We start from the raw sequence: 22,101 nt of genomic DNA, 5'->3' as shown, positions 1-22,101 counted from the left end.
AATACGATACATTTATGAAAAGAGTCATCTACCTTATTTTGTCCTTTCTTTTGGCTATCCCTGCATTAGCGCAGAATATCGACAAACGTATTTCCACCATCCCGCACAACCTGATTATCCATAACCGCCCCGTCGATTATCAAATAGAAAAAGACCGTATCAGTATCACCGCCGCCGGAAAGACGAACCTTTTCAATAGCCCTTCCGGCAAATCGAAAGTGACGAACGCCCCGCTTATCCTCTTTGAGCCGGAAGCTGATTTTACCATGAGCGCACGGGTTGCGGGCAAGTTGAAATCAATTTATGACGTGGCAGCCCTCGTAATCTATCAGGACGATGATGTTTGGGCGAAGTTATGCTATGAGAACTCGGTCAATCTCCAGCCGACAATCGTTTCCGTCGTCACCCGTACTTTTTCCGATGACTGCAACTCCATGCCGACAGGCGATTACGCATACATGGCGGTGGTGAAGCATGGTTCGGAATACTCATTCTTCTATTCCTCTGATAATAAAAACTGGTTGATGGTGAGAAATTTCAATCTGGAGACGAAAGGAAAAGTCAAAGTCGGTTTTGCGGCACACGGCTCTCGCGGAGACGGCTTTACGGGAATATTCAGCGAGATAAAATATCAGCCGAAAGCCTTGGACGATATGCGAATGTTGTCTTTGGAGTGAATGTTTTTGCTAACGTCCTTTGCCATCTGAAAACTTTTCCATAACTTGCCACTGTTTAATTATTAGATTTAAAACAGTTTTAAAATATTTGTTATGAGTACAATTCTTTCTTTAGCTCCACAGAACGTGTGGAAGCATTTTTATTCGTTGACTCAAATTCCCCGTCCGTCAGGACACATGGAAAAAGTGACTGACTTCCTGATTAATTTCGGAAAAGGCTTGGGACTGGAATCTTTTGTTGACGAAGCAGGCAACGTGATTATCCGCAAACCCGCAACTCCGGGCATGGAAAACCGGAAAGGTGTAATTCTTCAGGCGCATATGGATATGGTTCCTCAAAAGAACAACGATACCGTGCACGATTTTGAAAAAGACCCGATTGAAACGTATATAGATGGCGACTGGGTGAAAGCGAAAGGTACTACCCTGGGCGCTGACAACGGACTTGGCGTAGCTGCCATCATGGCCGTACTGGAAGCCAAAGACCTGAAACATGGTCCATTGGAAGCCCTCATTACCAAAGACGAAGAAACCGGAATGTTCGGTGCTTTTGGATTGAAGCCGGGTACATTGAATGGGGAAATTCTTCTGAACCTTGACTCGGAAGACGAAGGTGAATTGTATATCGGTTGTGCCGGAGGTATGGACGTCACTGCTACATTAGAATATAAGGAGGTAGCTCCCGAAGCAGGTGACATCGCTGTACAAGTAACCCTGAAAGGCTTGCGTGGCGGACATTCCGGATTGGAAATCAATGAAGGCCGTGCCAATGCCAATAAATTGCTGGTTCGCTTTATCCGTGAAGCCGTTGCCAGTTATGAAGCTCGTTTGGCTAGCTGGGAAGGTGGCAATATGCGAAATGCCATTCCACGTGAAGCGCACGCCATCGTTACTATCCCTGCTGAGAACGAAGAAGAATTGCTGGGCTTGGTGAAATACTGCGAAGACCTGTTCAATGAAGAATATTCGGCTATCGAAACTCCGATTAGCTTTACGGCAGAACGTGTGGAACTTCCGGCAGGTCAAGTGCCCGAAGAAATTCAGGATAATCTGATTGATGCTATCTTTGCTTGTCAGAATGGCGTGACGCGTATGATTCCTACTGTGCCTGATACAGTGGAAACTTCTTCCAATCTTGCTATCATAACGATTGGTGAAGGCAAAGCGGCTATTAAGATTTTGGCTCGCAGCTCTTCTGATAGCATGAAGGAGTATCTGACTACCAGTCTTGAGTCTTGCTTCTCTATGGCAGGAATGAAGGTGGAGATGACAGGCGGCTATTCCGGTTGGCAGCCCGATGTTAATTCACCGATTCTGCATGCGATGAAAGCATCTTATAAACAGCAGTTTGGAGTAGAACCCGCAGTGAAAGTGATTCATGCAGGTTTGGAATGTGGTATTATTGGTGCTATCATTCCGGGATTGGATATGATTTCCTTCGGCCCGACATTGCGTTCTCCGCACTCGCCGGACGAAAGAGCGTTGATTCCTACCGTACAGAAGTTCTATGACTTCCTCGTAGCTACTTTGGAGCAGACTCCAATGAAATAAAAAAAACGTATTATATAACGTATTCTTTCCTATTATATAGCTTATTCTTTTCTATTATATAATAGGTATCTATATAATAGGTATCGTATAGAAAAAGGCACGGATGATATTTCTTCCGTGCCTTTTTGTCTTATTTACTGCCACTTTGTTATCTTATTCCCTGCCACTTTGTTGTCGGTTTACTGTCACTTATGTTACGAAATAGTTTCTTAATAATTAAATTAATTGATGCAAGTCAATTAATATGCTATAAAACATAAAATTCCGCCTTTTTTAGATACAACCTATAAACAAAGGCCCTATTTTTGTGTTATATAACATGTAAACGAAAGGATAACAACATGAAAAGGTTAAAAAGATTGTTTAGAAAGCTCGGCGAAGCCGACGTACATGTTTGGGGATATTCGACTATTAATACGAACCCCGAAGAAAAGTTTTAGTTTTTAGTTTTCAGGAATTAGTAATTTTAAAGGTTTAAAGATTATGGCAAAGAAAATGAGTTCTTTAGTAAGAAAAATCCTCAGTGAAGTAGGTCGTAACGAAATGCTTGCATGGGGGTACAGAATTGAGAAATGAGAAAAAGTGCATTAACTAAGTTTATAGTGGGGATACGTTATTGAAAACGATATCCCCACTTTTTTTATATCTATCATATCTCTGGTAGACTAACAATTTCAATATCTCCAAATCTTCAAACAGATTCTTCGCAGCCAACACTTGCGGCAGTTTGTCTGTTCCAGTGACAGTTCTTGTTCTAATTTACGTATCCACTTGTACTGTTCCAAGCATTTCTTTTGTAGTACGTCGCATTGACTTTTTGTTTCTTCATACATTCCGATTTCCTTGTCTTGTTTGCCCAAAAGTGACATATATATGGAGCAAAGTTTCGATTTGTCTATACAAAATCGCTCCAGCTTCTCAATATACATTAATGTAAGCCCGTGTTTGTTCCGGTTTATAAAGTCCTGAACACTTCCGTCGTCTATGATGTCGACGCCGGGTCTTTCGTAGCATACGGTGATTTCTCTCATTTCTATCAGAATCCAAACGTATTCTTTTTCAAATCCGTACTTCTCGGCTGTTTCTTCTATGGTAATCCATTGTGCCATAAATGTTTGCTTTTTTATGTGTTATACAATAAGGGTGAATAATGCATCTAATTGTCTATCAATGCTTTATTCATTTATATTAGTACAACGAGCATTCACACTTCTTGTCGTCCGATGAGTGGGGACAATTTAGGGAATATTGCGGCTTATGAAACCGACCGGATACAAGAAAGACGTGAATGCTGTCGCACCATTATCCATCCTCAAGGCTAGCAATACCTTCGCAAAAGATAATGATATCGACAGACATTCACGTCAATCGTTTATATATAACACATCTCTTACGGATATGTTGATATACAGCCGTTCACGTGAAGTATCTGCCGTATCATCCTTCTTTGCTAAGATTTGCTATTTTAGAGAATGAAGGATAATACACTTTTACTTCATTAAGAAATAAAAACCGCTTTCTGCCTATTCATCACGCTGATGAGCGGAAAGCGTATGACAAAGATAAATGATTTATTTGAAATATATTGGAAATAAGGAAAGAAATGCAAGAAGTTTTGTATAAATTCATATTGGACGAAACTTACTACACAAGGTTTTATATTTGATAATTTGCTGTCATCTGTCACAGATTACCACTTAATGCACTGATTGTAAAATAGTAATGACGTGACAGCAAGGGGTGACGGCACTGTGACAGAAGGATTGCTGTCACAATAACGCTATGTTTTGCTATCCTAACAACACTATGTTCTGCTATCTTAATGGCATTATATTTTGCTATCTTAAGACACTATCTTTTGCTATTGCAATACTGTTATGCCTTGCTAGTACAATATCCTTCTATTTCGCTATCGGAAAACCACTATATCTTACTGTCATATTAAATATATCCCCTAAGGAAGTCAAGTCAGGCACTCTATATTGCTTCCATTCCTTGGAACCATAGTTTCATCGGTGTGAAACTCTAGTTCCAACGCCTTGAAACAAATAGTTCCAAGCTGATGAAACTAAAGTTTCAAGCCTATGAAACTCCAGTTTCAAACCGGTGAAACTAGAGTTTCGCGTAATGGAACTGGTAGTTCCAAGTGGGGGGACAATTTGTTTCAAGGCACGCAACGAATCATAGATGCAGGAGATATAAAGTTAGTAACTTGGGATGCCAGGAAATATATTGGCGATTGATAGAATTTTAACTTTGCTTATCTTCTGTTTTTTTGTGGGAGAGAGAGTGTGACGGCATTTTTGTTGTCACAGTGCTGTCACCCCTTGCTGTCACGTCATTACTGCTTTATAGCCAGCGCATTAAGTGGTAATCTGTGACAGGTGACAGTTTTTTATTTTTATTTTATTCTTATGTAAGTTGAAAAGAAGCAGATTTTGTATCATACAGAGTCGAATCAATAAATGCTGAAAAGAGTTTTTTAAGCTAAAAAGTACAAATCTTTAAACTTTATTTCCTTACTTTGTTGTTTATAGTATGTGACAACTATCAAACTTAAACTAGAGTGATTATGAAAGTAAGACAGATTTGTATGATGGTGCTGTTATGGCTGGGAGTGATTCCGGCAGCGCAAGCACAAACTTTCGACAAATTATGGAAAGATGTAGAGCAGGCGGAAAAGAAGAGCTTGCCTAAAACGGTAATAAAACTGACTGATGAGATTTATCAGAAGGGAGAGAAAGAGAAAAATTCCGCACAGATGCTAAAAGCATACATGTGGCGGATGAAGAATCAGGAAGCACTGACACCTGATAGTTTTTATGTCGGTCTGAAAGGCTTGGAACAATGGGCAAAGCAGACGGACAAACCCATGGACCGTGCTATATTACACTCTTTGATAGCAGGAATCTATGCTGACTACGCTGCCCAAAATCAGTGGCAACTCCGGCAAAGAACAGAAATCGTAGGGGAAAACCCTTCCGCCGATATGCGTGAATGGACAGCAAATATGTTCGTTGAGAAAGTACGGACAAATGTAAAAGAAGCCTTGGCGGACTCGGTACTGCTGCTCAAAACTTCCTCGCGTACTTATATTCCTTTTGTAGAACTGGGCGAAGCAAGTGAATACTATCACCATGATATGTATAATCTGCTGGCTTTCCGTGCCATAAAGGCGCTGAATAAGATAGAAAGACTGGCGCGCGACAACGGTTTCAATGCTACCACGCCTTCCCCTGTGAAGCAGGATATAATAAATATCTACGGAAGCATGATTGCCGCTTATAAAGTTGCCGACCTGAAAGAAGGGTATATACTGACTGCGCTCAATTATTTGGAATGGAGACGCAATGCAGATAGAAGTATCGTACCTTTCCAAGCACAGGAAGGACTTTTGGGATTGGCGGAAGATACGTTTCTGACTGCGTTGAATACACTGAAAAGTAAGTTTGCGTCAGAACCCGTCACTGCTGAAGTCTATTTGGCGCAAGCCCGCTATGCCATTCAAAAACAACAGCAAGTCAATGCCTTGCAACTTTGTGATGAAGCAATTCGCCTTTATCCGAATTATCGCAGGATAAATGCGCTGAAGAATCTTCGCGAGGATGTTTTGGCACCTTACTTAAATGTCGCGGCGGCAAGACAGGCTTTCCCAAATGAAGAAATAAAGTTGAATGTTTCACATAAGAATCTGGATGGTTTCACCGTGCGGTTGTATCAGGCGAAAAAACTGGTCAAAGAACAACATTATTCGGTTTTTCGTCCGAAGGACTACCGCTCGCAAGATACGGTATTCACTTTCAAATCTCCCGACTTAGGCTCTTATGTGATGCGCATCGTGCCCGATATTCGTGCCAAGAGGGATAGCGAGAGCTTCTTTGACGTGACACGTTTCAAAGTGCTGACGTGCCGTCTGCCTGAAAAACAATATGAAGTGGCAACGCTGGACGGACAGACCGGGCATCCTATACCGAATGCGAAAGTTACGTTGTATAGTAATGACGAAAAAGTGTTGCAGGAGTTCACGACCGGAGAAAATGGTAAAGTCGTATTCCCCTGGAAATCCGAATACCGCTTTCTGAAAGCATCGAAAGGGACGGATACAGCTATGCCGAAACAAGGCATTTACGGCGGAAGTTTCGGATATTACGGTGATGAAAATAAGGCGACTGAAAGCATGACACTGCTGACCGACCGTTCCTTGTATCGTCCCGGTCAGACAGTATATGTGAAAGGTATTGCTTATACGCAAAAATCGGATACTGCCAATGTGCTTCCGAACAAGAACTACACGGTGGTTTTGTTGGATGCAAACAATCAGGAAGTGGGGCAAAAATCGGTACGTACCAATGAATTTGGTTCATTTACCGCTGATTTTGCATTGCCTTCGGCTTGCCTGAACGGTATGTTTTCTTTGACGGCGGGAGAGGGCAGGACAAGTATTCGTGTGGAAGATTATAAACGTCCGACATTCGACATCACTTTTGAGAAACAAACGGAAAGTTATAAACTCGGAGATGAAGTGCAGGTGAAGGGTAAGATACAATCTTATAGCGGCGTGTTACTTCAAGACCTTCCGGTGAAATATACGGTAAAGCGTTCTACTTACAGTTTTTGGCGAATCTCTGAATCTACGCAGATTGCTTCCGGTGAAGTGACTGCCGACGAGAATGGGGAATTTACAATTCCGGTTCGCCTGGAAGAGAGCGACGCTTATAAGAATAATGATAAAGTCTATTACCGTTATTCCGTTGAAGCCACTGTTACCAATGTGGCGGGTGAGACACAATCGTCTACGGATGTGATTTCGGCGGGCAGTCGTTCGTTGGTCTTGCAGACGGAATTGAAGGAAAAAACTTGTAAGGATAAGCCGTTCAGTATTGTGTTTAAGGCGCAAAATCTGAACGGAGAACCTGTGGAAGTGAAAGGAAACTATGCGTTGTATCCTGCGAATGAAAAGGATTTCAAGGTATCGAGTGAAACTCCGGTAGCTACGGGAGCATTTACTTCCAATGAGGAAATGACGCTTGACTGGAAGAATATTCCGTCGGGAGCTTATGTGCTGAAAGCATCGGTGAAAGATAATCAGGGAAAGGAAGTGACGGCAGAGGCTAACACGGTTCTTTTCTCACGGGAAGATAAACATCCGCCTGTGCAGTCTACCGTATGGTTCTATGCACCGAATACAGAATTTGATGCTGCGCATCCGGCGGTGTTCTGTTTCGGAACTTCGGAAAAGGATGCTTATGTGATGATGAACGTGTTCTGCGGTGATAAGCTGTTGGAAAGCAAGGCACTGAATTTGTCTGATACGATTATGCGCTTTACCTATCCGTATCAGGAAAGTTATGGCGACGGCATCTTTGTGAACTTCTGCATGGTAAGAGACGGACAAGTTTATCAGGAACAAGTTCAGGTGAAGAAGCGGTTGCCGGACAAGACGCTGGCGATGAAGTGGGAAGTGTTCCGTGATAAATTGCGTCCGGGACAGAAGGAAGAATGGAAATTGACGATTAAGACGCCGCAGGGACAAGTTGCCAATGCGGAAATGTTGGCAACGATGTATGATGCTTCGTTGGATAAGATATGGAACCGTCGTCAGAATTTCCAGGTTTATTATAATCAGATACTTCCTTATTCCAATTGGATGAGCGGGTATGCCGGAAATAATTCATTTAATTATTGGTGGAATAATAAGGCGCTTAAAGTGCCGCTGATGATGTATGACCGATTTGTCATAGGACCGAATTTTGATGTAGATGAAATACTTGCTGTAATGGATGAATCGGCAATAAATGGTATATATGGTGCGTCAGCTCCGGGAATAATGATACGTGGAATGGCTAGCCGGAGTGCAAAGCAAGCAAAATTTGCACCTGCTATGGCTGCCGATACAGCGAATGACGTTGAGTTTACTGCCGGTTGGGGACAGACTGGAATGCTAGGGAAATCACAGGAAAAGGCAGACGTGGAAGAAGAAGAGATTCTTCCCGAAGCGCCTGCCGACCTGCGTACGAATCTTGCCGAAACAGCATTCTTCTATCCGCAGCTTCGTACGAACGAGCAGGGAGAAATCTCCTTCTCCTTCACCATGCCCGAAAGCCTGACACGTTGGAACTTCCGCGGATATTCTCATACAAAGGGAATGTTGATGGGTACATTGGACGGTGAAGCCACTACGAGCAAGGAATTTATGTTGACTCCTAATCTGCCGCGCTTCGTACGTGTGGGTGATAAGACTTCGATTGCTGCTTCTATCTCTAATATGACAGGCAAGCCGCAAGCAGGAACAGTCAGCATGACTCTGTTCGACCCGATAACGGAAAAGGTTATCAGCACACAAAAGCAGAAATTCTCGATAGCTGCCGGAAAGACGGTGGGTGTGAATTTCATGTTTACCGTAAGTGATAAATACGAAGTACTGGGTTGCCGGATGATAGCCGATAGCGGCACGTTCAGCGACGGAGAACAACAGCTTCTTCCGGTGCTGAGTGATAAGGAGCATTTGGTAGAGACACTTCCGATGCCTGTACGTGGAGAAGAAACCCGTACGTTCTCCCTCGACAGCCTGTTCAACCAACATAGCAAAACGGCAACAGACCGTAAATTGACGATTGAATTTACCGGAAATCCTGCTTGGTATGCTATTCAGGCATTACCTTCTTTGAGCCTTCCGGTGAATAATAATGCTATTTCCTGGGCTACTGCTTATTATGCGAATACACTGGCTTCATTTATAATGAACAGTCAGCCACGCATCAAGGCGGTATTCGATAGCTGGAAACTTCAGGGTGGTACAAAGGAAACGTTCCTGAGCAACTTGCAAAAGAATCAGGAAGTAAAGAATATCTTGTTGTCCGAATCTCCGTGGGTGCTTGAAGCACAGACCGAAGAACAGCAAAAAGAGCGGATTGCCACGTTGTTCGATTTGAATAATATCCGCAGCAATAATATCGCTGCCTTGACAAGATTGCAGGAATTGCAAAATTCAAGCGGTGCGTGGTCATGGTATAAGGGAATGAACGGTAGTAATTATGTTACCGCTTATATCGCGGAATTGAATGCCCGTCTTGCGCTGTTGACTGGTGAGAAGTTGAGCGGAACTGCGCTCACTTTGCAGACGAAGGCGTTGACCTATCTGCATCAGTCGGCTTTGGAAGAATATAAGAATATTCTGAAAGAGCTGAAAAAGGGGACGAAGTTCACAGGAGTATCGGGCAGTATCCTGCAATATTTGTATATCATCGCTATTTCAGGCGAGCAGGTTCCTGCGGCCAATAAAGCAGCGTATGCTTATTATCTCTCCAAGGTGAAAGAGTTGCTTCCGTCGGCTTCGATGAATACCAAGGCTATTGCGGCCATCGTGCTTGATAAGGCGGGACATAAGAAGGAAGCGCAAGAGTTTGTCGCTTCGCTGAAAGAACATCTGACGAAAACGGATGAACAAGGTATGTTCTTCGCTTTCAACGCGAATCCTTACGCATGGGGCGGAATGCAGATGCAGGCTCATGTAGATGTGATGGAAGCGTTGGAACTGATTGGCGGCAATAACGATACGGTGGAAGAGATGAAACTTTGGCTGTTGAAGCAGAAGCAGACGCAGCAATGGGATTCTCCGGTAGCTACGGCAGACGCTGTATATGCGTTGCTGATGAAAGGTACCAATCTGCTCGATAATCAGGGCGATGTACGCATTGTGATTGCCAATGAAGTGTTGGAAACGGTTACGCCAAGCAAGACTACCGTTCCGGGATTGGGATATATCAAGCGTTCGTTCACGCAGAAAGATGTGGTGGATGCCCGCAAGATTGAAGTGGAAAAGAGAAATCCGGGCATTGCCTGGGGAGCTGTGTATGCGGAATATGAATCGCCCATTCGTGATGTGAAACAACAAGGCGGTGAGTTGAATGTACAGAAACAGTTGTATGTGGAACGCATGGTCGATAATACTCCGCAACTGCAACCGATTACGTCGAAGACAGTGCTTCAGGTGGGCGATAAGGTCGTTTCACGCTTGAGTATCCGTGCAGACCGTCCGATGGACTTTGTACAGTTGAAAGACCAGCGCGGCGCTTGCTTCGAACCTATCGGCAGCATCTCCGGCTATCGCTGGAACAACGGTATCGGCTACTATGTGGATATCAAGGATGCTTCCACCAATTTCTTCTTCGACCATCTTGTAAAAGGGGTATATGTGTTGGAATACAGCTACCGTGTGAGCCGCTCAGGTACTTACGAAACAGGGCTGGCAACCATGCAATGTGCTTATGCACCGGAATATGCTTCGCATTCTGCTTCGATGACGGTAGAAGTGAAATAATTATTTATTAACGGTGAACGGTCAACGTTCACCGTTAATAATCCTTTCAATCCATACGATATCTCATCTAAAACAGCTACATTTGTGCACCAAAATAAAATGTATCGCATGAAACGTAGTTTACTATCTATATTTTTTCTGCTTTCTGTCGCTTTGGCAGCCGTTGCCCAACCTCGTATCTCTTCGAATAAAGAGACGCATAACTTTGGACAAATAGAGTGGAAACGCCCGGTGACAGTGGAATATACAATCACTAATACGGGTAACCAGCCATTGGTTCTTACCAATGTCACTACTTCCTGTGCCTGCTCCGTAGCCGACTGGACGAAGGAACCGATTGCTCCGGGAGCGAAGGGAACAGTGAAAGCTTCCTTTGACGCGAAGGCGTTGGGACGTTTTGAAAAATCGGTCGGCATATACAGCAATGCTACTCCAAACCTGGTTTATCTGAAGTTTACCGGTGAGGTAGTGCAGGAAATTAAGGATTATACAAAAATACTTCCCTATACTATCGGAAATATACGTCTGGACCGTGACGAGTTTGCTTTCCCTGATGTATATCATGGCCAGCAGCCTTCATTCACTTTCAATATAGCTAACTTGTCCGACCGTCCGTATGAACCGGTATTGATGCATCTGCCCCCTTATCTTAAAATGGAAGCCGAACCGAAAGTCCTGCTGAAAGGCAAGAAGGGAACTGTCAAGCTGACGTTGGATGCCAGCCAGTTGAAAGATTACGGTTTGACGCAAACTTCTGTTTATCTTTCCCGCTTCTCAGGCGATAAGGTGAGCGAAGAAAATGAAATCCCTGTTTCGGCCATCCTTCTTCCCGATTTCTCACGTATGACGGCTACTGATTCGCTGAATGCTCCTGCCATACGTATCTCGGAAACGGATATTGACCTTAGTGTGCCGTTAATCAAGAAGAATAAGGCAAGCTATGAAATATTGATTGCTAACGCAGGCAAGACTCCGTTGGTTATCAGCAAATTGCAGGTATTCAATTCATCGGTAGGGGTAAGCCTGAAGAAAACGGTGCTTCCGCCGGATGGAATGACGAAATTGAAAGTGACTATTCGCAAGCGTGATGTGGGTAATAAGAAACATCATTTACGTATTTTGATGATAACGAACGACCCGATGCGCCCGAAAGTCGAAATCAATATCAAACGCTAAATCTTATTTGTCATGGAACATCCTGAAAATAGTGGAGAATATAAAGGTCTCGTTGTCAACAAAGGCATCGAGCAACCTTCGTCTGTGAATCCTTACTTGAAACGGAAACCTAAGAAACGTCAACTTTCGGTAGCTGAGTTTGTAGAGGGTATTACAAAAGGCGATGTCACTATATTGAGTCAGGCCGTGACATTGGTAGAAAGCGTGAAGCCTGAACATCAGGCTGTTGCCCAGGAAGTGATAGAGAAGTGCCTGCCTTATTCGGGAGATTCTATCCGGGTGGGTATCAGTGGTGTTCCCGGTGCGGGAAAGAGTACTTCGATTGATGTGTTCGGCTTGCATGTGCTCGAAAAAGGGGGGAAGCTGGCTGTATTGGCTATCGACCCGAGTAGTGAGCGCAGTAAAGGGAGTATCCTGGGAGATAAGACCCGCATGGAGCAGCTTTCTGTACATCCTAAGTCATTTATACGCCCTAGCCCGTCGGCGGGTTCGCTGGGCGGCGTGGCACGCAAGACGCGTGAGACGATTATTCTTTGTGAGGCTGCGGGATTCGATAAGATTTTTGTGGAAACCGTCGGAGTGGGACAGAGCGAAACGGCTGTTCATTCTATGGTCGATTTCTTCCTGTTGATTCAACTGTCGGGAACGGGGGATGAATTGCAGGGTATCAAGCGCGGTATTATGGAAATGGCGGATGGCATTGTGATTAACAAGGCGGATGGCGATAATTTGGAACGTGCCAAGTTGGCGGCTACGCAATTCCGCAGTGCACTGCATCTGTTTCCTGCACCCGAATCGGGATGGACGCCGCAGGTGCTGACGTATTCCGGCTTTTATAATTTAGGTGTCAAGGAAGTGTGGGACATGGTCTACGCATATATGGACTTCGTGAAGGCGAACGGTTATTTTGAATATCGTCGTAACGAGCAGAGCAAATACTGGATGTATGAAAGCATCAATGAGAGGTTGCGCGACAGTTTCTATCACAATCCGAAGATTGAAGCGATGCTTCAGGAAAAGGAACGCCAGGTGTTGAGTGGTAACTTGACTTCGTTTATCGCTGCCAAGAGTTTGCTCGATACTTATTTTGAAGATTTGAAGTAAGAGTGGTTGGTACGAATTAGTGCCTGAAAGCTCTTGCCGGAAAAACCTTTTTATCTTTAAACTAGAGAAAATACGTTAAAAATCTTATTCTCATGTAGGACTCTATGCTTTTTGCGTGTATTTACTATAAAGCGAAAGGCAGAGATATAAGTACATGACATGAATAATTTTTATCGACTTAAATACCTTATGAACAAAACCTTGTTAACCGGTCTTTTGTGCTGCACCCTGACAGCGCAAAGTTTTGCAGGCCAACCATTAGAGGGCTTCACGTATGCTTCGGTGAGTGCTCCGGCAGGAAATGAGTGGGAATCTCCCGAAAATCTGGCATTGAATAAGGAACAGCCGCATGCTTATTTCTTTTCATTCCAAAATTTGGAAAATGCGCGTAAAGTGTTGCCCGAGAACAGTAAGTTCTGGCAATCGCTGGATGGTGACTGGAAATTCCATTGGGCGCCCACTCCCGATGCCCGTCCGAAAGATTTTTATCAGACTGATTTTGATGTTACGTCGTGGGATGTAATCCCGGTGCCGTCCAGTTGGAATATTTATGGTATTCAGAAAGACGGAAGCCAGAAGTATGGAACGCCTATTTATGTCAATCAACCGGTTATCTTCCAGCATAGTGTGAAGGTGGACGACTGGCGTGGGGGAGTGATGCGCACGCCGCCTGCCAACTGGACTACCTACAAAGACCGCAACGAAGTAGGTTCGTTCCGCCGCGATTTTGATATACCGCAGGATTGGGACGGACGGGAAATCTTTATCAGTTTCGATGGGGTGGATTCTTTCTTCTATCTGTGGATTAACGGCAAGTATGTGGGTTTCTCCAAGAACTCACGCAATACTGCTAATTTTAATATCACCCCGTATCTGCAAAAGGGTAAGAACACGGTGGCTGCCGAAGTATATCGCAGCTCGGACGGTTCGTTCCTCGAAGCGCAGGATATGTTCCGTTTGCCGGGCATATTCCGTACGGTAGCTCTGTATTCGGTTCCTAAGGTTCACTTCCGTGACCTGGTGGCTACTCCCGATTTGGACGCGGCTTATACGGACGGTTCTTTGACTATCAATGCCGATATTCGTAACTTGGATAAGAAAGCGGCCAAGAATTATAAAGTGTATTATTCTTTGTATGCCAATAAGCTCTACTCTGACGAGAATACGTTGGTGGATGGTGTCTTGTCTCCTGTGATAGAGAAGATTGAACCGAACGAAACGGGTAGGATTCAGACGGTCTTTAACGTAAAGGCTCCGAATAAATGGTCGGCAGAGTTTCCGTATCGCTATACGTTGGTAGCCGAGTTGAAGGATAAGAAGAACAAGACGATTGAGATGGTTTCTACGATTGTGGGATTCCGTAAGGTGGAAATCAAAGATACGCCCGCATCGGCAGATGAATTTGGACTTGCGGGACGTTATTACTATATCAATGGAAAAACGGTCAAGCTGAAAGGGGTAAACCGTCATGAATCCAATCCGGCAGTGGGACATGCCATCACCCGTGAAATGATGGAGAATGAAATAATGTTGATGAAGCGTGCGAATATCAATCATGTGCGTAATTCACATTATCCGGATGACCCTTACTGGTATTTCTTGTGTAATAAGTACGGTATTTACCTGGAAGATGAGGCGAATATCGAATCACATGAGTATTATTATGGCGCTGCTTCCCTTTCTCATCCGGTGGAATGGAAGAAGGCGCACGTAGCCCGTGTGATGGAGATGGTACACGCTAATGTGAATAATCCGTCTATTGTTATTTGGTCGCTGGGTAACGAAGCCGGGCCGGGTAAGAACTTTGTAGCTGCTTATGATGCGTTGAAGAAGTTTGATTTATCCCGTCCTGTGCAGTATGAACGTAATAATGATATTGTGGATATGGGTTCTAACCAGTATCCGTCTATCGGCTGGGTACGCGGTGCGGTGAAGGGAAAATATGATATCAAGTATCCGTTCCATATTTCGGAATATGCCCATTCGATGGGTAATGCCTGCGGTAATCTCGTGGATTACTGGGATGCGATGGAGTCTACCAATTTCTTCTGTGGTGGCGCTATTTGGGACTGGGTAGACCAGTCTATGTATAATTATGACCCGAAGACGGGCACTCGTTACTTGGCTTATGGCGGTGACTTTGGGGATACTCCTAATGACGGGCAGTTTGTAATGAACGGAATTGTATTCGGTGATTTGGAACCGAAGCCACAATATTATGAGGTGAAGAAAGTATATCAGAATATAGACGTAAAAGCGGTTAACCTTGAAAAAGGTGTATTCGAAGTCTTCAATAAGTATTATTTCAAGAACTTGGCGGATGATTATCAATTGATATACGCATTATATGAGGATGGAAAACCTGTGCAAACCAGTCAGCCGATGGATATAAATGTAGCACCCCGTCAACGTATGCAGGTTACGTTGCCTTATAACCAAACTCTTAAAAAGGATGCCGAATACTTTGTAAAAGTACAGTTTGTCCTGAAGGACAAGATGCCTTGGGCTGCTAAGGATTTTGTGATGGCGGAAGAACAGATTCAAGTCAAAGCGGCTACCGACCGTCCGTTAATAAGCGAAGTGGCTGTTGGTTCGGAAGAACTGAAAAGTCTTATTGACCCTAAAACTAGGAATGTTCAGATAACAGGAACAGGCTTCGAAGTGAATTTTGATTCGCAGACAGGAAGCATCTATAACCTGACTTATGGCGGCGAAAAAGTAATAACAGACGGAAATGGTCCGAAACTGGATGCTCTCCGTGCTTTCACAAACAATGATAACTGGTTCTATCAGCCTTGGTTTGAACATGGCTTGCACAACTTGGTTCACACAGTGAAGGAGGTGACAGTAGTCGGAAAAGATAATACCTTTATGGTGAGCTATACGGTAGAATCTCAAGCTCCGAATGGTGCACGCATCAAAGGCGGCACAAGTTCCGGCAAAAACAGCATAGAGGAACTGACAGACCGCAAGTTTGATAATAACGACTTTAAATTTACTACCAATCAGATATGGACTGTCTATCAGGATGGTTCTATAGAGTTGCAGGCAAGCATCACTTCCAATCGTTCGAGCCTCGTTCTGCCCCGTTTGGGATATGTGGTGAAAATGCCGCAGCAATATGCAGACTTTACGTATTATGGCCGTGGCCCGATAGATAACTATGCCGACCGTAAGACCGGACAACTCATCGAGCAATATACCAATACCGTAGCCGGAGAGTTTGTGAACTTCCCGAAACCACAAGATATGGGTAACCATGAAGATGTCCGTTGGTGTGCATTGACCAATCAAGCCGGTAAAGGTGCTATCTTCATTGCTACCGACCGTCTGTCTGCTTCTGCCCTTCAGTATTCTGCTCTCGACCTGATTTTGGCTTCACATCCTTATCAGCTACCGAAAGCAAGTGATACTTATCTCCATTTGGATTGTGCAGTTACCGGATTGGGTGGAAACAGTTGCGGTCAGGGTGGCCCGCTCGTACATGACCGTGTATTGGCAGACCAGCATAATATGGGCTTCATTATCCGTCCTGCGAATAAGGAGAAATTGACTGTCATTGCCAATGTCGCTCCTGCCGGTGAAATTCCTCTTTCCATAATACGTGACCGTGCCGGTCGGGTAGAATTGAAATCAGCAAAGAAGGATGCTGTGATTCTTTATTCACTGAACGGAGACAAGAAGGCGAACAAGTACACAACTCCTATTCCGATGCGTGACGGGGGTACTGTAAAGGCATGGTATGAACATGACTCGAGAGTGAACGCTACGATGACATTCGAAAAGATAGAAAGTATCCGTACGGAAGTGATATATGCCAGCAGTCAGGAATCGGGTGATGGTGATGCTTCCAACCTGACGGACAATGATCCGAATACCATTTGGCATACCATGTATTCTGTTACGGTAGCCAAGTATCCGCATTGGGTAGATTTGGATGCAGGAGAGGTGAAGGAAATCAAAGGATTCACTTACCTGCCACGTCAGAACGGAAATAACGGTAATATTAAAGACTACTCCATTCAAGTCAGTATGGACGGAAAAGAATGGGGAACGCCCGTTAAGAAAGGAGCCTTTGCCAACAACTCAAAAGAAAAGAGAGTATTGTTCGACAAACCTGTCAAAGCACGCTATATCCGTTTCACTGCGTTAAGTTCACAGAACGGGCAAGACTTTGCATCGGGGGCAGAACTTACGATTTTGGCAAACTAAAAGGCTATTCACAGCCATTTATCCTCTTATAAATAAAAATCACCCACACTACTTTCAAGATAAATGTAGCGTGGGTGATTTCATTAAAAAGAGAGTTCTGACGGGCTCTCAGACTTTATAATTCTTTCCCTAATTTCTCGAAATCTGCTTTCGACTTACTTTTAGTCACAATATATACTCCTAGGAATACAAGTGCGATAGCCACTCCTTTCTGCCAACCGAAACTTCCGATTCCCATGATAATAGCAGCAATAGTAGCTACAATCGGCTGCATATAATTGTACATACTGACAACAGTAGGACGAAGGAGTTTCTGTGCAGTCATAATGCAGAGGTATGCGAGGAAGCTACCACCCAACACCACATAAAGCACCTGTACAATGGCAGTCGTGGAAATAGAAGCCCACTGTATGGTGGAAATATCGGAATAAGAGAACGGTATATAGCATATTGAAGCATAAACGAACATCCACTTATTGATAGTCACCACTGAATATTGTTGGGATAATCCCTTAAATACAGTTAAGTAAATAGAGAAACTGATTTGTGCAACCAAGCAAAGCAAGTCGCCAATCAGACTTCCGTTGCCATTACTTCCCGCCTGGCTGCTTATGATAAGAAAGAGTGCCCCCATAGCACCTACAAAAATCCCCAGTACTTTCTTATTCGTAACCGGTTCTTTCAGATAGATGGCAGCTACAATCATAGTCACAATCGGTAAAGTCGTTGTAACAATCGAAGCGTCGATAGGTGAAGTCATCGACAGTCCGAAAATAAATACTCCCTGATTGAATACTAAAGCGAATAATGAAGCGAAGAATATTTTCAGCATATCCCGGTGATTCACATATTCCTGTTTGCAAAACATAGAAAGTATCCAAAAAGCGGCCGCTGCCCCCACCATACGAAATGTTGTAACGGAAAGAGCGGAAAACTCTTGGAGAGCTAATTTCCCTATAGGAGCCATCAATCCCCACATAATGTTAGCTGTAAGTGCAAATAGATGACCGTGCAGGTTCTTGCTATTGTCCATGTTGATAGTAATTAGTTTATTATTTTCTTATAAGAATAACATTCGAAATGAGAAAATGATTGCAAAGGTAGCTTTTATTCTCGTACTAAAATTCACAAGCTTTTGATAAATGATTAAAAAACTCTTTGAAAATTTGATGCTTTTAATAAAATAATTACTTTTGCAACATATTGCCATTGACAGAAGGGGTGGCGGAGTTTTTTGAAAAGCGTTTTTAACAGTTGTCTTTGACTTTTTTGGTTCTCATTAGTTTTTGGCAAAGGGAAAAGATGAATGATAAAACAGATTCCTACGCTTTTCTTATATCTAATAGTAAGGGTTGAATCAGGGGAATTTATAAACCGGAAAACACCTATGGGGATACTGGGCTTCATTGCTACGCTTTTTTGGGGAATACTGGCGGGAATTATAGTTGCTATACTCGTCATGTATTTGATAAATGGACTAATGGGCACTCCCAAATGGTTGACAGGAATAATAGGCGCTTTTCTCCTCTTCTTTCTCTCTTTCCAGTTTACAGCAATTATTGGTGCCGCAAAGGTAAAAGGGGTAATGGCAGACATTACGGTGTTGAGCAATACCGTTAGCGGCAAGGCGGACTGGAGCACTATTGAAACCAATTATCCTGTTTTAAAACCTTATCTCGATAAAGTAGGAACGAAATTGGATGAAGTGACGGACAAGAAGACTTCGGCACTTTCTCTCGTTAATAAAATAATCAATGGATTTATGTGGCGACGTGCAGCCTGGGCATTAGGCGGGGTGGTTGTATGTTTGGTCGTGGCTGCTTTGCCGGGTATGACTGGAAATGGACGCAGCCGGCAACAACAAGGGCGAAGCCGCGCATCTGTCCGTAACCGAACCTCTGCTCCTGCGGGTAGGTCGCATCGTCCGCGGAGGAGATAAGAGAAGAATAAAAACAATTATAAATACTAAATGATATTATGGAAACATTAGACCCGAAAAGTCCTAACCACATCTTGGTGGGTATAGGCGGTACAGGTGGCAAAGTACTGAAAGCCATTCGCAAACGTCTTTATCAGGAGTTCCCAAATGATGAAGAACGCGATAATTTGTCTATCGGTTTTGTGTATGTAGACTCTACGCGTGAGATGATGACACCGGGCGACCCATCGTTCCGTGTGATGGGAAAAGACGCTTCGTTCACAGAAAGCGAGTTTGTGGACATCAAATCTGTAGATTTAAAGCAAATACTCGATAATGTTTCCAATTATCCCGGATTGAAAGGCATTGTGAAGAATGGTGCTTCCATGAAGAATACGTTGGGTGAAGTTGGGCAGGCTGCGGGACAGAAGCGTCGTGCAGGCCGTATCCTTTTTGCTGCTAATTGCAATAAGTATCTTTCGGCTTTGAAGGGACAATACAATAAAGTGAAGTCCATTACCAACAAAGACGAAGTTAATATTCATATTTTTACCGGTTTGGCCGGTGGTACGGGTTCGGGAGCTATCATCGACGTGATTGCACAGACGCGTGCACAAGAGACTTACAAACATGCTAATATCATGGTATATGCCATGGTTCCTGAATTGGATATTCCTTCAGGATGTCAGGCGGGACGCTATCATCAGAATGGGTATGCGGCGTTGAAAGAGCTAAGTGCGCTGAATATCGGACGTTTCCTGCCATCGGACGTTATCCGTGGTGACGAACATATAGAGTTGGACGTCACTCCTAACAAACAGTTCGGATTGATGCTTTACTCTAATGTGAATGAGAATGGGGTAGTAGTCAACTCCTTTACAGAATTACCTCAACTATTGGCAGATACGGTTTACTTCCGTCTCTTCCTAGAAGAAAAGCATGGTACGACCGATGACCTTCTGCGTTCTTTCAGCTTGGAGAATATTAATGACTTCTGTGTGGAATACAGCGAAAAATCAAAAGGTACAGATAAGGAACGTGCCCGCACAAAGGCTATCAATACCTTCGGTATCAAACGTATCATCTACCCTGAAAAACGAATCTTGGAACATATCACTTACACTGTAGGAGAGAAGATTCTGTGGCAGATGCAATATAATAACTTTAAGGATGATTTCGGATTCGTACAGGAATCTGTTCGTAAAGACTACCGTGAACTGTATATCAATGATAAGAATCTGCGCGATTGGATGTTGGATGATAGCCATCTGATGCTGGAAGAAAAGATTTTCGATACGGACAAATATTGCAGTAAGATAGAGAACTTTTGGAATGATATAACGAACAGTTATTCTTATGACGATGCCAAGGCAGTAGACCCGGAACCATTGAGATTCCTCGAAAGTATCTGCTCGGATACGTATAAGAGTGCTTTCCGTAATAAACAGGGAGTAGAGGCTTACTATCAGGACAAAGGCAATGACCTGCTATTGAAAGAACAGGCGCAATATATCATCGAACGTATAGAAAAGAATCTGTACACCAAATGGTACGAAGGTTCTCTTTCACTGGAAGACCTGCTGAATATCTGCGACGCAGTGCTGACTTACATCAAGAACCGGAAGGAAAAAATAGAAAATGACATTGCCGGAGTAGATGATAAAATAAAGGTAAACGAGGAAGATGCCGATGCTAACAACTATGACTACAACCACTTGTCACTGTTGCAACGTGCTACCGGACGTTCGCCCCGCCTGTATTCCGACCATCAAATGATAATGAAGGACCTTTATACACTGCGTACCCAGCGTGTAGCTTATGAATTTGAAGGCAAGCTGTTGGGTAAACTACGTGCTGCATTCGAACAGTTCAGCGCGGAAGTCAGCCAGTTTATCGGTGTGTTGCTGGTGTCGATGGATGCTGCTGAAAAACGTATTTCCGACCGTAACAAGAATACGAAAGGTATTGCAGACTTGTCAAGCGCTATCGTAGAAGTCAGCGAAGATGATAAGATGTTCAAACTTGAGCAGACATTGGTTTTGGATAAGAACCAACAGGAAACCTGGGCGGGAAATATCCGTAAAGCTATTGCGGGAAATCGTTCCTATGCCCACTTCAATGAGTTGGCCGCTACGACTTCCGAAGATACTATCTTCGATGTATTCGATGCTGAACTGAGTCCGAAGATACGTGAAAAACACGACCAGGATTACCAAAACGATAAGATTTTGGGCTTGAACGTTCTTCAGCAATTACAGAAGGTGTTGTTGACTGATACTGACATCCGTAATTTCGCTTCTTCCGTTATTAATCAGAGCGGTACGTTCCTGAAACTGGATGACGGACAGCTTTCGAAAGCATTGAACAACAATGAGAATCCGGTGTCTCATCCCGAATCAATCAATCGCAAGACGATTTTGATTTCTATGCCTACCGATGAAGGAAACGACTCTCTCAAAGCATTTTCCAATAAGCTGAAAGCTGCTTTGCAAGGTGCTTTTGGAAATGCTACGCCGGGAAGTACCATCAACTTCAACACTTCGGATGAGCGCATGAATGAAATCACTGTGATTTCTATCCGCTACTGTTTCCCGATGCGCGCCATTGCCTGGTTGCCGTCTTATGACCGTGCATACAATGATATGGTGAACAACAAAAACGAACTGGCTGCTAAAGAAGCCCGTATCCTGCTTCATTGCGAGGGAGACGGTACAGAACTACCGGATTTGATGGGTGAAAAGAAGATTGCACCGAAAGACTTCATCCCTTATTTCTTCGTAGCTGCTGCTAATGACATTCTTGCAGTACGCGAGAACGAACGCGAAGAAAAAGGCTGGTGCACGGTGACTGCCGATGAATGGGGAGCTGAAATGGTAACACTTATTTCACCTCAATTCACCGAGATACTGACAAGTGAAGAACTGACGGAAGAAGTCCTGGATACTATCAAAGAGAAGGTGGACGACATGCTGAAGAACCCTGACTTGAAGATGAGTGACCGTGCCGCTATGGTAGAAGGAGTGAAAGTAGTGATGCGTGATTACGTTAGTAAGGAGTGCTCCAGCCCTACATCACCCAAATATCAGCAATATAGCGCTGAAGCAAAGAAAGCATTGGAATTAATCAATAAGAAATAAAATAAT

At 43.8% G+C, this 22,101-nt stretch carries 12 protein-coding genes; 10 read left to right on the top strand and 2 right to left on the bottom strand.

Annotated elements, in window-relative coordinates; genetic code table 11:
* Positions 1–14: 14 nt before the first annotated feature.
* Together HC965_RS14440 and HC965_RS14435 are read left to right on the top strand one after the other, a co-directional pair.
* Entirely contained in the window at positions 15–677 is a 663-nt protein-coding gene (locus HC965_RS14440) for a DUF1349 domain-containing protein (RefSeq protein WP_191032125.1), read from the top strand.
* Between the two features lie 93 nt (positions 678–770).
* Positions 771–2,228 carry an aminoacyl-histidine dipeptidase gene (locus tag HC965_RS14435; protein WP_191032124.1) on the top strand — a complete coding sequence of 486 codons (1,458 nt, stop codon included), beginning with the start codon at positions 771–773 and terminating at the stop codon, positions 2,226–2,228.
* Positions 2,229–2,902: 674 nt separating this feature from the next.
* Here HC965_RS14435 and HC965_RS14430 read toward each other — a convergent pair.
* Positions 2,903–3,337, bottom strand: a complete 435-nt coding sequence (locus HC965_RS14430; RefSeq protein WP_191032123.1) for a hypothetical protein — start codon at positions 3,335–3,337, stop codon at positions 2,903–2,905.
* Positions 3,338–3,485: 148 nt separating this feature from the next.
* On the opposite strand from HC965_RS14430, the gene HC965_RS14425 reads away from it, so the two are divergent.
* The 6 genes from HC965_RS14425 to HC965_RS14400 all read left to right on the top strand — a co-directional run bounded on the left by HC965_RS14425 (position 3,486) and on the right by HC965_RS14400 (position 17,040).
* Positions 3,486–3,704: a hypothetical protein gene (locus HC965_RS14425; protein ID WP_191032122.1), complete on the top strand. Its 219-nt coding sequence runs from the start codon at positions 3,486–3,488 to the stop codon at positions 3,702–3,704.
* Between the two features lie 608 nt (positions 3,705–4,312).
* Positions 4,313–4,471, top strand: coding sequence for a hypothetical protein (locus tag HC965_RS14420; RefSeq protein ID WP_191032121.1), 159 nt, complete (start codon positions 4,313–4,315; stop codon positions 4,469–4,471).
* A gap of 329 nt (positions 4,472–4,800) precedes the next feature.
* Positions 4,801–10,548: an alpha-2-macroglobulin gene (locus HC965_RS14415; RefSeq protein WP_191032120.1), complete on the top strand. Its 5,748-nt coding sequence runs from the start codon at positions 4,801–4,803 to the stop codon at positions 10,546–10,548.
* 108 nt (positions 10,549–10,656) lie between these two features.
* Entirely contained in the window at positions 10,657–11,724 is a 1,068-nt protein-coding gene (locus HC965_RS14410) for a DUF1573 domain-containing protein (RefSeq protein WP_191032119.1), read from the top strand.
* A 12-nt stretch (positions 11,725–11,736) separates the two neighbouring features.
* The gene (gene meaB, locus HC965_RS14405; RefSeq protein WP_191032118.1) at positions 11,737–12,828 is read left to right on the top strand and encodes a methylmalonyl Co-A mutase-associated GTPase MeaB; all 1,092 of its coding nucleotides are present in this window, start codon (positions 11,737–11,739) and stop codon (positions 12,826–12,828) included.
* Between the two features lie 189 nt (positions 12,829–13,017).
* Complete coding sequence (locus tag HC965_RS14400; RefSeq protein WP_191032117.1) at positions 13,018–17,040, top strand: glycoside hydrolase family 2 TIM barrel-domain containing protein; 4,023 nt, start codon at positions 13,018–13,020, stop codon at positions 17,038–17,040.
* A 115-nt stretch (positions 17,041–17,155) separates the two neighbouring features.
* On the opposite strand, the gene HC965_RS14395 is transcribed toward HC965_RS14400, so the two are convergent.
* Positions 17,156–18,073, bottom strand: coding sequence for a DMT family transporter (locus tag HC965_RS14395; protein ID WP_191032116.1), 918 nt, complete (start codon positions 18,071–18,073; stop codon positions 17,156–17,158).
* 273 nt (positions 18,074–18,346) lie between these two features.
* On the opposite strand from HC965_RS14395, the gene HC965_RS14390 reads away from it, so the two are divergent.
* Positions 18,347–18,979 carry a hypothetical protein gene (locus HC965_RS14390; RefSeq protein ID WP_223854898.1) on the top strand — a complete coding sequence of 211 codons (633 nt, stop codon included), beginning with the start codon at positions 18,347–18,349 and terminating at the stop codon, positions 18,977–18,979.
* A gap of 38 nt (positions 18,980–19,017) precedes the next feature.
* Positions 19,018–22,095 (top strand): tubulin-like doman-containing protein, encoded by a 3,078-nt coding sequence (locus HC965_RS14385; protein ID WP_191032115.1) that lies wholly within the window; start codon positions 19,018–19,020, stop codon positions 22,093–22,095.
* Positions 22,096–22,101: the final 6 nt, after the last annotated feature.

Source organism: Bacteroides sp. GM023 (genome assembly GCF_014750685.1).
Taxonomy (GTDB): domain Bacteria; phylum Bacteroidota; class Bacteroidia; order Bacteroidales; family Bacteroidaceae; genus Bacteroides.
Note: the sequence above shows the minus strand (reverse complement) of the source record. Positions and strands in the feature narration are given on the sequence as shown.